We start from the raw sequence: 14393 nt of genomic DNA, 5'->3' as shown, positions 1-14393 counted from the left end.
CACCGCGGTGAGTTCGGAATCGGAGTCCCGGCGCGGCGGCAAGATCGGCCGCCGCGCCGCCCGACGGCGTGCCGTCGAGCTGCTCTACGAGGCGGCGCAGCGTGAACTCGACCCTGCGGCCGTGCTGAAGGAGCATGCAGGCAGCCCCGACGTCGACATCGTCGGCGACTACACGTTCACCGTGATCGAAGGCATGTCCGAGAATCAGGGTCGGGTCGACGAGCTGCTGGCCGAGCATGCGCAGGGCTGGACGCTCGAGCGGATGCCGCCGGTCGACCTGGCGATCCTGCGCGTGGGCGTCTACGAGATGCTGTGGTCCGCCGACGTGCCCGACGCCGTGGCGATCGACGAGGCGGTCGGCCTGGCCAAGGACCTGTCGACCGATGACTCGCCGCGGTTCGTCAACGGAGTACTCGGCCGGATCGGCAACATCGCCGACCGCCTGCGCGCGATTCTCTGAGCCCGAGCGGCCCGCTGCCTGGGCGTCTGTGGAGCACAGCGTCTCTGGAGCACAGCGTCTGTGGAGCACAGTGCCGCCCGGACCGCTGTGCGCGCCGTGGTCACAGCCGTTGGGCCGCAGTGTCACTGGGCCACGGTGTCGTTGGGGCACGGTGTAGTTGAGCCACGGTGTCGCCGGATCAAGGCGCCGTTGGATCACAGTGCCGCTGGAGCACGGCGTCGTTGGCTCCCGGCGCTGCCTTCCGAAACGCAGTCCTCCGGGTTCGTTGTCGGGTCCCCGACGTCACCCCGCGGTGCAGCCACCGGCAGGCCGAGCTGCGCCGTTCACCGGGTCGGCGCCGTTCGGGAAAACCGCCTGGGCCGACCCCGGCCGCAGGCGGTTTTCCCCGGTCAGTCCTCCTTGGAAGGACGGGCCTCCGGCGGGAGCACACCCCAGTCGATGAGCTGCTCGGTCAGCTCGCCGGGCGTCATGTCGTAGATGATCGCCAGCGACCGGAGGTCCTCCGTCCGGATGGACAGGACCTTGCCGTTGTAGTCACCGCGCTGGCTCTGGATCGTCGCGGCGTACCGCGCGAGCGGGCCGACCTTCTCCGCGGGCAGCTGCTGCAGCCGCTCGAGGTTGATGACGATCTTCGTCGCGGGTTCGGCTCCGGACGGCACGCGTCCCTCGGGCAGGAGCTCGACCACAGGCACGCCGTAGAAGTCGGCCAGTTCGGCCAGCTTCTGGACGGTCACGGCACGGTCGCCCCGTTCGTAGGAGCCCACCACGACCGCCTTCCAGCGGCCGCCGGACTTCTGCTCGACTCCATGCAGGGACAGGCCCTGTTGCTGGCGGATACCGCGGAGCTTCGCCCCGAGCGCCTTGGCGTAATCGCCCATGTGGTGGTTCTCCGTTTCCTTGCCCCGGATCGGCCCGGCTGACCGACAGGGAACTCGTGAGTCGAATACTCAGAGTAATGGTTACGCGTTGTCGTCACCAGGTCAAGCAGCTCATCGCACCCGGTGAGTTGTTTGCCACAGATGGACCACTCGTTCGGGGAGCCGGTAACAGCTGCTACCGTCTGTGCCGGACCTCCGAAAGTAGGGGTCGTCAGTCCTTTAAAGACCCGTCCGGTGAGGCGGGAAAGGAGCTCACACCGTGGCACCACCTCGTGGTGCGGCGGCACCGGCCGAGCGAGAACTGCTCTCGGCCGGCGACGTCGCGCGCACTATCGCCCGGATGGCGCATCAGGTCATCGAGAAGACAGCCCTCGACGGTGCCGGCGGGACGGACGGTCCTGCCGAACCACCGCCGCCGCCCGTGCTGCTGGGCATTCCGACCCGTGGCACGCCGCTGGCGCACCGGCTCGCGGCGCGAATCGAGGAGTTCTCCGGCGTCGCCGTCCCCGCGGGCGCGCTCGACGTCACGCTCTACCGCGACGACCTGCGGCGCAAACCGACCCGCCCGCTGGAAGAGACCGACGTGCCCGGCGGTGGCATCGACGACCGGGTCGTGATCCTCGTCGACGACGTGCTGTTCTCCGGCCGCACCATCCGATCGGCCCTCGACGCGCTCAGCGACCACGGCCGGCCCCGCGCGGTGCAGCTGGCGGTGCTGGTCGACCGCGGCCACCGGGAACTGCCGATCCGGGCCGACTACGTGGGCAAGAACGTGCCGACCTCGCGCACGGAGGAGGTCTCCGTCCTGCTGGCCGAGACCGACGGCCGTGACGCCGTTCTGATCAGGGGGCAGTAGATGCGGCACCTGCTCACCACCGACGGGCTCGGCCGCGACGAGGCCACCGCGGTACTCGACACGGCCGACGAGCTCAAGCGCACCCTGCTCGGGCGCGAGGTCCGCAAACTGCCGACGCTGCGCGGGCGCACGGTCATCACGATGTTCTACGAGAACTCCACGCGCACCCGCGTGTCGTTCGAGATCGCGGGCAAGTGGATGAGCGCGGACGTGATCAACGTGTCGGCGGGTGGATCGTCGGTCGGCAAGGGTGAGTCCCTGCGCGACACGGCGCTGACACTGTCGGCGGCGGGTGCGGACTGCGTGATCGTGCGGCACCCGGCCTCCGGCGCGCCGCACCGGCTGTCCGGCTGGCTCGCCGACACGCGCACGTCCGTGGTCAACGCCGGCGACGGCATGCACGAACACCCCACCCAGGCGCTGCTCGACGCGGCGACGCTGCGGGAGCGGCTCGGCGGCATCGAGGGACGGCGCATCGGGATCGTCGGCGACGTGCTCCACAGCCGGGTCGCCCGCTCGAACGTGCACCTGCTGACGACGCTCGGGGCGGAGGTCGTGCTCGTGGCACCGCCCACGTTGCTGCCCCACGGCGTCGATCAGTGGCCCGTGACGACCGCGTTCGATGTGGACTCCCAGCTTCCCGGCCTCGACGCGGTGATGATGCTGCGTGTGCAGGCCGAACGGATGCGGGGAGCCTTCTTTCCGTCGGCGCGGGAGTACTCGATCGCGTACGGCCTCAGCGAGAAGCGGCTGGCGATGCTGCCGGAGCATGCCGTCGTGCTGCATCCGGGGCCGATGCTACGGGGGATGGAGATCGCCTCGCCGGTGGCCGACAGTCCGCGGGCGGCGATCACCGATCAGGTCGCCAACGGCGTCCACGTGCGCATGGCCGTGCTGTACCACCTGCTGGCAGGGGACGGAGACCACCATGGCTAAGCATCGACGCGTTCCCGGTCGCGGTGGTCGACCGGGTCGGACCGCTGCTGTGCCGCACTTTTCCGCCGCACCAGGGGACGGTGTCCCGCAAGGAGCTGCATCATGACGGACATTCTGATCACGGGTGCTCGGCCGTACGGCGAAGGCGATCCGGTGGACGTGCTGGTGGCCGACGGGGTCATCGCCGAGATCGGGGAGCGGGGAGCGGTGCGGGCGCCGGAGTCGGCCGAGGTGCTCGACGCGGCGGGACAGGTGCTGCTCCCGGGGCTGGTCGATCTGCACACGCATCTGCGTGAGCCCGGCCGGGAGGACACGGAGACGATCGAGACCGGGTCCCGTGCTGCGGCGCTGGGCGGGTACACGTCGGTGTTCGCGATGGCCAACACCGATCCGGTGGCCGACAATGCGCTCGTCACGGGTCATGTGCTGCGCCGCGGCCGGGAGGTCGGCCTGGTCGACGTGCACCCGGTCGGCGCGGTCACCGTCGGGCTGGCAGGGGAGCGGCTCGCGGAGATGGGCACGATGGCGACCGATGAGGCCGGGGTGCGGATGTTCTCCGACGACGGCCGGTGCGTGTTCGACCCGCTGCTGATGCGGCGTGCGCTGGAGTACTCGACGGCGCTCGGCGTCGTGATCGCGCAGCACGCGGAGGAGCCGCGCCTGACCGACGGGGCGCAGGCACACGAGGGGGAGCGGGCCTCGCGCCTCGGGTACGCGGGCTGGCCCGCGTCGGCCGAGGAATCGATCGTGGCCCGGGACTGCGTGCTGGCGCGTCACGCCGGCGCACGGCTGCACGTCTGCCACGTGTCGACCACGGGTACTGTGGACGTACTGAGCTGGGCGAAGGGGCTCGGCGTGGACGTCTCGGCCGAGGTGACGCCGCATCATCTGCTGCTCACCGACGAGCGCCTGGAGACCTACGACCCGGTGAACAAGGTGAACCCGCCGCTGCGGGCGGAGCGGGACACCGAGCGGCTGCGGCAGGCACTGGCGGACGGCGTCCTGGACTGTGTCGCCACGGACCACGCGCCGCATGCCGAGCAGGACAAGAGCTGCGAGTGGGACGCCGCGCGGCCCGGGATGCTGGGACTGCAGACGGCGCTGTCGATCGTCGCTCACACGATGGAGCGCAGCGGCCTGCTCGACTGGCGCGGAGTGGCCCGGGTGATGAGCGAACGGCCTGCGGAGATCGCGGGACTGCCGGACCAGGGCAGGCCCCTGGCCGTGGGGGAGCCGGCGAACCTGGCGCTCGTCGATCCGGACGCCGAATGGACCGTGCGGGGTGCGGAGCTGGCGAGTGTCGCGGGCAACACGCCGTACGAAGGGATGCGACTGCCCGCCGTGGTGACGGCCACGCTGCTGCGTGGGCGGCTCACGGCTCGTGAAGGGAAGATTGACTGATGGACAGGCTGTTGCTGACGCTGTTGTTCGTCGCGCTGCTGCTGTTGTGCGTGTATGGCATGTGGAAGGGCTGGCGACGACAGGCGCGGGCGCAGAGCGTGCGCATCCCTCCGTTCCCCACGCGCCCGGCGGAGCCGGGGACGGCGCTGCTGGAGGCGCCGGGTCTGTACGTGGCGACGACGTATGCGGGTCACTGGCAGGAGCGCATCGTCACCCGCGGCGCTGGGCTGCGCGGACCGGCGACGCTCCGCCTTCACGACGACGGCATCGACGTCGATCGTGAGGGCATGCCGGGCTTCTGGATTCCCCGCGAGGCCGTCACCGGCATCGCCACGGGCAAGGGCATGGCGGGCAAGGTCATGGGTACCGACAGCCTGCTGATCGTGACCTGGCGTGCGGGCGAGTCCGGTGAGGCGGGTGAGTCCGACGGCGCCGTCGAGCTCGACACGGGATTCCGTGCCGACGATCGCGGCGTCTATCCAGAGTGGATCAAACAGGTCGAACGCGCCTCGGCGGACGAGGCCGCGACCGAGAGCGACGAGGAGCGCATCGTGGGAGGTGCACAGGCATGAGCGCGACACGCACTCCGGCGGCACTCGTGCTCGAGGACGGCCGGATCTTCCGGGGCAGCGCCTACGGGGCGCAGGGCCGGACCCTCGGCGAGGTGGTCTTCTGCACGGGCATGACCGGGTACCAGGAGACGTTGACCGACCCGTCGTACCGCAGGCAGATCGTCGTGCAGACGGCGCCGCAGATCGGCAACACCGGGTGGAACGACGAGGACGACGAGTCCGCGCGCATCTGGGTGGCGGGCTACGTGGTGCGCGACCCGGCGCGTACGCCGTCGAGCTGGCGGTCGAAGCGCGGGCTGGACGAGGAGCTGGCGGCGCAGGAGATCGTCGGGATCTCCGATGTGGACACCCGCACCCTCACCCGGCACATCCGCGAGCACGGTGCGATGCGCGCCGGGGTGTTCTCCGGTGACGGACTGGTGGCCGACGACGAGATGGTCGCGGCCGTCGCCGCGAGCCCCGCCATGGCGGGTGCCGACCTGGCGGGCGAGGTGACGACGGCGCAGCCGTACGTCGTGCCTGCGGTCGGCGAGACCCGCTTCCGCGTCGCGGCGCTGGACCTCGGGATCAAGGCGAACACGCCGCGGCAGCTGGCACGCCGGGGGATCGAGGTGCACGTGCTGCCCGCGACCTCCACTGTGGAGGACCTGCTCGCCGTGGGTGCGGACGGTGTGTTCCTGTCCAACGGGCCGGGGGACCCGGAGACGCAGCGCCACGCGATCGAGCTGACGAAGGCGACGCTGCAGCGGGAGATCCCGCTGTTCGGCATCTGCTTCGGCAACCAGATCCTGGGCCGCGCGCTGGGACTGGGCACGTACAAGATGCGCTACGGCCACCGCGGCATCAACATCCCGGTGATCGACGCGGCGACCGGCCGCGTCGCGATCACCGCGCAGAACCACGGGTTCGCCCTCGAGGGTGAGCCGGGGCAGCGGTTCGACTCGCCGTTCGGCACCGCGGAGGTGAGCCACCACTGCGCCAACGACGACACGGTCGAGGGCCTGCGGTGCGTGGACGTCCCGGCGTTCTCGGTGCAGTACCACCCCGAGGCCGCCGCGGGCCCGCACGACGCGAACCCGCTGTTCGACGACTTCGTCTCGCTCATGCACAGCCGCCGTACGAACACGGCACAGGAGGCGCACCGGTAATGCCCAAGCGTAGGGACATCGAGCACGTGCTCGTGATCGGCTCGGGGCCGATCGTCATCGGCCAGGCGGCCGAGTTCGACTATTCCGGCACGCAGGCGTGCCGCGTGCTGCGCCAGGAGGGCCTGCGGGTCAGCCTGGTCAACTCCAACCCGGCGACCATCATGACCGACCCGGAGTTCGCCGACGCGACCTACATCGAGCCGGTGACCCCGGAGTTCGTGGAGAAGGTCATCGCCGCCGAACGCCCCGACGCCCTGCTGGCGACCCTCGGCGGGCAGACGGCGCTCAACTGCGCCGTCGCGCTGCACGAGGGCGGCGTGCTGGAGAAGTACGGCGTCGAACTCATCGGCGCCGACATCGACGCGATCCAGCGCGGTGAGGACCGGCAGAAGTTCAAGGACATCGTCCGGGAGGTCGGCGGCGACGTACCCCGCAGCGCCGTTTGCCATTCGATGGAGGAGGTCCGCGCGACCGTCGCCGAGGTCGGGCTGCCCGTCGTCATCCGGCCGTCGTTCACGATGGGCGGCCTCGGTTCGGGCATGGTGCACACCGAGGACGAGATGGAGCGGCTCGCGTCGCTGGGTCTCGAGGAGAGCCCGGTGACCGAGGTGCTCATCGAGGAGAGCGTGCTCGGGTGGAAGGAGTACGAGCTCGAGCTGATGCGCGACGGCCACGACAACGTCGTGGTGGTCTGCTCCATCGAGAACTTCGACGCGATGGGCGTGCACACCGGCGACTCGATCACCGTCGCGCCGTCGATGACGCTGACCGACCGCGAATACCAGCACATGCGCGACGTCGGCATCGACGTGCTGCGTGCGGTGGGCGTGGAGACCGGCGGGTGCAACATCCAGTTCGCGATCAACCCCGCCGACGGCCGCATGGTCGTGATCGAGATGAACCCGCGGGTGTCGCGGTCCTCGGCGCTGGCGTCGAAGGCCACGGGCTTCCCGATCGCGAAGATCGCGGCGAGGTTGGCGATCGGCTACACGCTCGACGAGATCAGCAACGACATCACCGGTGAGACCCCGGCGAGTTTCGAGCCGACGCTCGACTACGTCGTGGTGAAGGTGCCGCGGTTCGCGTTCGAGAAGTTCCCCGGCGCCGACCCCGAGCTGACGACGACGATGAAGAGCGTCGGCGAGGCGATGGCGATCGGGCGCAGTTTCCCGGAGGCGCTCGGCAAGGCGATGCGGTCCATGGAGACCAAGCGCGTCGGGTTCTGGACCCGGCCGGACCCGGAGGGCGCCACGGTCGAGTCCACCCTGGACGAACTGCGCACGCCGCACGACGGCCGGATCTACGCCGTGGAGCGGGCGCTGCGGCTGGGGGCGAGTCCGGAGCAGGTGCATCACGCCTGCGGCATCGACCCGTGGTTCATCGACCAGATCGCGCTCATCGGCGAGGTCGGGGCCGAGGTTCGCGACGCCCCGGTGCTGTCCGGTGATCTGCTGCGGCGCGCCAAGCGGACGGGACTGTCGGACCGGCAGATCGCGGCGCTGCGGCCGGAACTGGCCGGCGAGGACGGGGTCCGGTCCCTGCGGCAGCGGCTCGGGGTGCACCCGGTGTTCAAGACGGTCGATACGTGCGCGGCGGAGTTCGCCGCCCGCACGCCGTACCACTACTCGGCCTACGAGGCCGATCCGGCGGCCGAGACGGAGGTCGTCGCGCAGCCGGACAAGCCGAAGGTGCTGATCCTCGGCTCCGGCCCCAACCGGATCGGCCAGGGCATCGAGTTCGACTACTCGTGCGTGCACGCCGCGCTCGCGCTGCGGGAGGCCGGGTTCGAGGCCGTGATGGTCAACTGCAACCCGGAGACCGTCTCGACGGACTACGACACCTCGGACCGGTTGTACTTCGAGCCGCTGACCTTCGAGGACGTCCTCGAGGTGGTGCGGGCCGAGCAGGAGTCCGGCACGGTGGCGGGCGTCATCGTTCAGCTGGGCGGGCAGACGCCGCTCGGGCTGGCACAGCGGCTCGCCGACGCCGGCGTGCCGGTGGTCGGCACCCCGCCGGAGGCGATCAACCACGCCGAGGACCGCGGGGCGTTCGGCGACGTGCTGACGGCGGCGGGACTGCCCGCGCCGAAGTACGGCACGGCCACCTCGTTCGACGGCGCGAAGCAGATCGCCGACGAGATCGGGTACCCGGTGCTGGTGCGGCCGTCGTACGTGCTCGGCGGCCGGGGCATGGAGATCGTCTACGACGAGGCCTCGCTCGAGAACTACATCGCCCGTGCCACCGAGGTCACGCCCGAACACCCGGTGCTGGTGGACCGGTTCCTCGACGACGCGATCGAGATCGACGTCGACGCGCTCTACGACGGCGAGGAGCTGTTCCTCGGTGGCGTGATGGAGCACATCGAGGAGGCGGGCGTGCACTCGGGCGACTCGGCGTGCGCGCTGCCGCCCATCACACTCGGCAGGACGGACCTGGACCAGGTGCGCCGGTCCACCGAGGCGATCGCCCGCGGGGTCGGCGTGCGCGGATTGCTCAACGTGCAGTACGCCCTCAAGGACGACGTGCTGTACGTGCTCGAGGCGAACCCGCGCGCGTCGCGGACGGTGCCGTTCGTGTCGAAGGCGACGGCCGTACCGCTGGCCAAGGCGGCCTCGCTGATCATGACCGGCTCGTCGATCAAGGACCTCCGCGGCCGGGGTGTGCTGCCCGCGGAGGGCGACGGCGGCGAGCTGCCCGTGGACGCGCCGGTGGCGGTCAAGGAGGCGGTGCTGCCGTTCCACCGCTTCCGCACGCCCGAGGGACACGGTGTGGACTCGCTGCTCGGCCCGGAGATGAAGTCGACGGGCGAGGTGATGGGCGTCGACACGGCGTTCGGCACGGCGTTCGCCAAGTCGCAGTCGGGCTCGTACGGCTCGCTCCCCACGAGCGGGACCGTGTTCGTGTCGGTGGCCAATCGCGACAAGCGGTCGCTGGTGTTCCCCGTCAAGCGGCTCGCCGACCTGGGCTTCCAGGTGGTCGCGACCGCCGGGACGGCCGAGGTGCTGCGCCGCAACGGGGTGCCGTGCGGCGTGGTCCGCAAGCAGCACGAGGGCGCGGACACGGCCGTCGTGACGGATCCGAACGAGCCGAACATCGTCGAGCTGATCCTCGACGGCGGCGTCGACATGGTCATCAACACCCCGTACGGCAACAGTGGCCCCCGGATCGACGGCTACGAGATCCGCACCGCGGCCGTCGCGCGCGGCATCCCGTGCGTGACGACCGTGCAGGGCGCGTCGGCGGCGGTGCACGGCATCGAGGCGATGATCCGTGGCGACGTCGGGGTGCGCTCGCTGCAGCGGCTCCAGGCGTCGCTGCGGGACGGCTCGTGACCGAGCGATTCGGGGCCCGGCTGGCCCGCGCGGTCGCCGCGCGCGGGCCGCTGTGCGCCGGTATCGACCCGCATCCGGGGCTGCTGGCCGAGTGGGGCCTGCCGGTGGACGTGCGTGGGCTCGAGCGGTTCGCGCTGACGGCGACCGAGGCGCTCGCGGGCGAGGTGGCGGTCGTCAAGCCCCAGTCGGCGTTCTTCGAGGCCCACGGCTCGGCCGGGGTGGCCGTGCTGGAGCGTGTCGTCGCGGCCTGCCGTGATGCGGGCGCACTCGTGTTGCTCGACGTCAAGCGGGGCGACATCGGGTCGACGATGGCGGCCTACGCCGCCGCGTACCTGTCCGACGGGTCGCCGCTGGCCGCCGACGCCGTCACGGTGTCGCCGTACCTGGGATTCGGGGCCCTCGAACCGGCGTTCGAGGCCGCGGCCGCCTCGGGTAGGGGCGTGTTCGTGCTCGCTCGCACGTCCAACCCCGATGGCGAGGCACTGCAGCGGGCGGACGAGGGCGGCCGGACCGTGGCCCAGTCCATTGTGGATGACGCAGCGGCCCGGAACGCGGGCGCCGAACCCCAGGGCGACGTCGGCGTCGTCGTGGGTGCGACGAACGTCCCTGGTGAGCTTCGCCTCGCCGGGCTGAACGGGCCGGTGCTGGCGCCCGGTTTCGGCGCGCAGGGCGCGACGGCGGCCGATCTCGCGGGCGTGTTCGGGCCCGCGTTGCCCGCCGTGCTGCCGGCCTCGTCGCGGGCGCTGCTGCGGTGTGGGCCGGAGGTCGCGGCGATACGTGACGAGCTGCGCCGGGTGCAGGCCGAACTGGCGGACGGCGGACCGGCCGGAGGTCGTTCCGCGGCAGGGTGACCGGTTCGCGTAAGCGAATGTAAGCCCTGGTCCGCGCCGATGTTGATCTTGCACTAGGCTGTCGGTGCAAGTGGCGCAGCGGGGGTACGCGGTGCCACTGTCACCGGCGTTCGGTGGTGGGGAATTCCGGCCTTGTGCCGCCCTCCGCCGACAGCTGTGGGTAGGGTCTTCCCGGGTTGGCGTGCCGCGGCCTCCAGTCGCGGCACCCGGGCGCGGATCGGCCGCGTGTGCGGGCATTTTCGGGCACGCACAGGCCGGGTTCGGCGCTCACCCCCGCATTGTGAGTCCAGGTCAGGGGTGGGTACGGTCGCCACACCCACCCAGAATTTTGAGTAATACCGGAGGAAAACGTGGCACTTCCCCAGCTCACCGAGGAACAGCGTGCTGCGGCGCTGGAGAAGGCCGCCGCCGCCCGTCGCGCCCGCGCGGAGCTCAAGGAGCGGCTCAAGCGCGGCGGTACGACCCTCGAGGATGTGCTGAAGCAGGCCGACGAGGACGAGGTGCTCGGCAAGATGAAGGTCTCCGCGCTGCTGGAGGCCCTGCCGGGCGTGGGCAAGGTACGTGCACAGCAGACGATGGAGCGCCTCGAGATCGCGGCCAGCCGTCGTCTGCGCGGCCTCGGTGAACGGCAGCGCAAGGCGCTGCTCACCGAGTTCAGCGGCGAGTGAGCGAGCAGCGACAGCGCGGCTCGAACCAGGCCGGCGTGCGCGGCGGCCGGAGGGCATCCGGTGAGCCGGTGTCGGGCACGACCGCCCGGCGCCGGCTCACCGTCGTATCGGGCCCGTCCGGGGTCGGCAAATCGAGCGTCGTCGGCGAGCTGCGCGCCCTCGATCCGGACATCTACTTCAGCATCTCGATGACCACGCGCGCGCCGCGCGAGGGCGAGGTCGACGGGGCGCACTACCACTTCGTCGATCGTGAGACGTTCGACGCCATGGTCGCCGACGGCCAGTTCCTCGAGTACGCGGAGTTCGCCGGTAACTGCTACGGCACCCCCCGTGGTCCCGTCGAACAGGCCCTCGACGAGGGCAGGCCCGCGGTGCTGGAGATCGAACTCCAGGGCGCACGCCAGGTGCGGCAGGCCATGCCCGACGCACAGCTGGTGATGCTGCTGCCGCCGTCGTGGGGCGAACTGGTCGACCGGCTCACCGGCAGGGGCACCGAGGCGATGGAGGCCGTGCAGGCGCGGCTCGGCGAGGCCGAACGCGAACTCGCGGCCGCCAGCGAGTTCGATGCCCAGGTCGTCAATGCCGATGTGAAGACCGCCGCGCAGGAGTTGTTAGACTTGGTCAGCGGCCCGGCCGGGGCTCCGGACTGACTCCGGGACGGCTCCGGGCACCGACCGATCCGGCACCGGCCGACAGAGAACTTCCGACACCGACCCTTCCGCAGATTCGGAGCAGTAGTGACCGCGTTCACGTTGGGCCCGCAGAGCGAGCAGCTCGAGGGCATCACGAATCCGCCCATCGACGACCTGCTCGACAAGGTCAGCTCCAAGTACGCGCTCGTGGTCTACTCGGCCAAGCGCGCCCGTCAGATCAACGACTACTACGCGCAGCTCGGCGAGGGCCTGCTCGAGTACGTCGGTCCGCTCGTCGAGCCGGGACCGCGGGAGAAGCCGCTGTCGATCGCTCTCCGTGAGATCCACGCGGGTCTGCTGGAGCACACGGAAGGCGAGTGAGTCGACGGCTCATCCGACGTGACAAAACCGGCGATGCCGGCCACCGCCAGACGGTGCCGGTCGCCGGTTTTCGTCGTCTCGGACCGGTTCGCGTGACGCCTCGCACGTTGCGGCGCGGCCACCGGGGCCGTAGGACCTACTGACATGAAGCGGATCGTTCTCGGGGTCGGCGGTGGCATCGCGGCCTACAAGGCGTGCGAGGTGCTGCGCGGGCTCACCGAATCCGGCCACGACGTCCGTGTCGTGCCCACGGAGGCGGCCCTCAACTTCGTCGGTGCGGCGACGTTCGAAGCGCTGTCTGGGCATCCGGTGCACACCGGTGTGTTCACTGCCGTGCCCGAGGTGCAGCACGTGCGCATCGGCCAGGAGGCGGATCTGGTCATGGTGGTGCCCGCCACCGCCGACCTGCTCGCACGTGCAGCCCACGGCCTCGCCGACGACCTGTTGACCGGCACGCTGCTCACGGCGCGGTGTCCGGTGGTGTTCTTCCCCGCGATGCACACCGAGATGTGGGAGCACCCGGCGACCCGCGACAACGTCGCCACGCTCCGTTCCCACGGTGCGGTCGTCGCCGAGCCGGCCGCGGGCAGGCTCACCGGCGCGGACAGCGGCAAGGGCCGCCTCGCCGATCCGCGCGAGATCGTCGACGTCGCGCGGCTGCTGCTCGCCCGCGGCGATGCGTTGCCGCGCGACCTGGAGGGGCGTCACGTGGTCGTCTCCGCGGGCGGCACGCGGGAACCCCTCGACCCGGTGCGTCATCTCGGCAACCGGTCCTCGGGCAAGCAGGGTTACGCGCTCGCCCGGGTCGCGGCCCAGCGGGGTGCCAGGGTGACGCTCGTGTCGGCCCACACCGACGCGCTCCCGGAACCGGCGGGCGCGGACCTGGTCGACGTCTCGACGGCCGCGGAACTGGGGGAGGCCGTCGACGCGGCCGCCGCCGATGCCGACGTCGTCGTGATGGCCGCAGCCGTGGCCGACTTCCGCCCAGCGGGCACCGCCGGGCACAAGATCAAGAAGAGCGACGAGAACCCCGATCCGGTCATCGAGCTGGACCGCAACCGGGATGTGCTCGCCGGGCTCGTGGCACGGCGCAGGCCGGGGCAGATCGTCGTCGGGTTCGCCGCGGAGACCGGCGACGCCGCGGGCAGCGTGCTCGACCACGCCCGTGCCAAGCTCGCCCGCAAGGGCTGCGACCTGCTCGTCGTCAACGCAGTCGGTGACGGCGGTGCGTTCGACGCCGACGACAACACCGGCTGGCTGCTCGCCTCGGACGGCGCCGAGGACCGCATTCCGCTCGGCGCCAAATCCGAGCTCGCCGCCACCGTGTGGGACGCGGCGGTGCGACTGCTGGGTGACGACCCCGGCAGGTGACCGGCGCCGCCTGCGACTTCCCAGATACCGGGAAACGCGCGGATGCCGCCGATAGGGTGAGGCTGTTCCCGTCGTCGAGAGGTGAGGTGCAGTCGGTGGCCGCCGTGCAGGGCAGGTTGTTCACGAGTGAGTCGGTGACCGAGGGTCATCCTGACAAGATTTGTGACGCGATCAGCGACACGATTTTGGATGCGATGTTGGCGCAGGACCCGCGGTCGCGGGTTGCGGTGGAGTCGATGGTGACGACTGGTCAGGTGCATGTGGCTGGTGAGGTGACCACGGCGGCGAACATCGATACGACGGCGTTGATTCGTCAGGCTGTGTTGGATATCGGGTATGACTCCTCGGAGAAGGGCTTTGATGGCGCTTCGTGTGGGGTGAGTGTGTCGATTGGTGCGCAGTCGCCGGATATTGCGCAGGGTGTGGACACGGCGTATGAGTCGCGTCTGGAGAACGCTCTGGATGATCTGGATAAGCAGGGTGCTGGTGATCAGGGGTTGATGTTCGGGTATGCCTGCTCGGACACGCCGGAGTTGATGCCGTTGCCGATTGCGTTGGCGCATCGGTTGTCGTTGCGGTTGTCGCAGGTGCGGAAGAACGGCACGGTGCCGTATTTGCGTGCGGATGGTAAGACGCAGGTGACGATCGAGTACGACAAGGACAAGCCGGTCCGGTTGGACACGGTGGTGCTTTCGTCGCAGCATGCTGAGGGTGTCGATCTGGACAAGCAGCTTGCGGCGGATGTGCAGAAGTATGTGATTGATCCGGAGATCGAGGATCTGGGTCTGCAGGCTGAGAATCCGACTATTCTGATCAATCCGACGGGCCGGTTCGTGGTTGGTGGTCCGATGGGTGATGCGGGTCTGACGGGTCGGAAGATCATTGTTGACACCTATGGCGGGATGGC

Annotated in this window: 14 protein-coding genes; 13 read left to right on the top strand and 1 reads right to left on the bottom strand. The window is 70.4% G+C overall.

The window, feature by feature from the left end:
* Positions 1-7: 7 nt before the first annotated feature.
* Complete coding sequence (gene nusB / locus LY40_RS00690; RefSeq protein WP_183786967.1) at positions 8-460, top strand: transcription antitermination factor NusB; 453 nt, start codon at positions 8-10, stop codon at positions 458-460.
* Positions 461-849: 389 nt separating this feature from the next.
* Here the strand turns inward: nusB and bldD are convergent, their stop codons facing one another.
* Positions 850-1338 carry a transcriptional regulator BldD gene (bldD, locus tag LY40_RS00685; protein WP_003096372.1) on the bottom strand — a complete coding sequence of 163 codons (489 nt, stop codon included), beginning with the start codon at positions 1336-1338 and terminating at the stop codon, positions 850-852.
* A gap of 259 nt (positions 1339-1597) precedes the next feature.
* Between bldD and pyrR the strand changes: the two genes are divergently transcribed.
* From pyrR to metK, 12 genes are all read left to right on the top strand, one after another.
* Positions 1598-2194, top strand: coding sequence for a bifunctional pyr operon transcriptional regulator/uracil phosphoribosyltransferase PyrR (gene pyrR / locus LY40_RS00680; RefSeq protein ID WP_183786968.1), 597 nt, complete (start codon positions 1598-1600; stop codon positions 2192-2194).
* Positions 2195-3130 carry an aspartate carbamoyltransferase catalytic subunit gene (locus LY40_RS00675; RefSeq protein WP_183786969.1) on the top strand — a complete coding sequence of 312 codons (936 nt, stop codon included), beginning with the start codon at positions 2195-2197 and terminating at the stop codon, positions 3128-3130.
* Positions 3131-3232: 102 nt separating this feature from the next.
* Entirely contained in the window at positions 3233-4531 is a 1299-nt protein-coding gene (locus LY40_RS00670) for a dihydroorotase (protein WP_258935604.1), read from the top strand.
* Positions 4531-5103, top strand: a complete 573-nt coding sequence (locus LY40_RS00665; RefSeq protein WP_258935603.1) for a PH-like domain-containing protein — start codon at positions 4531-4533, stop codon at positions 5101-5103. The genes LY40_RS00670 and LY40_RS00665 overlap by 1 nt, the downstream gene beginning before the upstream one ends.
* Positions 5100-6251, top strand: coding sequence for a glutamine-hydrolyzing carbamoyl-phosphate synthase small subunit (gene carA, locus LY40_RS00660; protein ID WP_258935602.1), 1152 nt, complete (start codon positions 5100-5102; stop codon positions 6249-6251). The genes LY40_RS00665 and carA overlap by 4 nt, the downstream gene beginning before the upstream one ends.
* A complete protein-coding gene (carB, locus tag LY40_RS00655) occupies positions 6251-9583 on the top strand; it encodes a carbamoyl-phosphate synthase large subunit (RefSeq protein WP_258935601.1) in 3333 nt (1110 codons plus the stop codon). Before carA ends, carB begins: the two co-directional genes overlap by 1 nt.
* Complete coding sequence (pyrF, locus tag LY40_RS00650; protein WP_258935600.1) at positions 9580-10434, top strand: orotidine-5'-phosphate decarboxylase; 855 nt, start codon at positions 9580-9582, stop codon at positions 10432-10434. Before carB ends, pyrF begins: the two co-directional genes overlap by 4 nt.
* A gap of 350 nt (positions 10435-10784) precedes the next feature.
* Positions 10785-11102, top strand: coding sequence for an integration host factor, actinobacterial type (gene mihF, locus LY40_RS00645; protein ID WP_183658795.1), 318 nt, complete (start codon positions 10785-10787; stop codon positions 11100-11102).
* Complete coding sequence (gmk, locus tag LY40_RS00640; RefSeq protein ID WP_183786974.1) at positions 11099-11752, top strand: guanylate kinase; 654 nt, start codon at positions 11099-11101, stop codon at positions 11750-11752. The genes mihF and gmk overlap by 4 nt, the downstream gene beginning before the upstream one ends.
* A gap of 87 nt (positions 11753-11839) precedes the next feature.
* Positions 11840-12115 carry a DNA-directed RNA polymerase subunit omega gene (gene rpoZ / locus LY40_RS00635; RefSeq protein ID WP_030531793.1) on the top strand — a complete coding sequence of 92 codons (276 nt, stop codon included), beginning with the start codon at positions 11840-11842 and terminating at the stop codon, positions 12113-12115.
* 144 nt (positions 12116-12259) lie between these two features.
* The gene (coaBC, locus tag LY40_RS00630) at positions 12260-13486 is read left to right on the top strand and encodes a bifunctional phosphopantothenoylcysteine decarboxylase/phosphopantothenate--cysteine ligase CoaBC (protein WP_258935599.1); all 1227 of its coding nucleotides are present in this window, start codon (positions 12260-12262) and stop codon (positions 13484-13486) included.
* Between the two features lie 95 nt (positions 13487-13581).
* The coding region (gene metK, locus LY40_RS00625) for a methionine adenosyltransferase (RefSeq protein ID WP_258935598.1) at positions 13582-14393 on the top strand (812 nt) is incomplete at its 3' end.

Origin of the sequence: Prauserella salsuginis (assembly GCF_024648885.1) — a bacterium.
GTDB classification, from domain to species: Bacteria; Actinomycetota; Actinomycetes; order Mycobacteriales; family Pseudonocardiaceae; genus Prauserella; species Prauserella salsuginis.
This window is presented reverse-complemented; position numbering and strand designations above follow the sequence as displayed.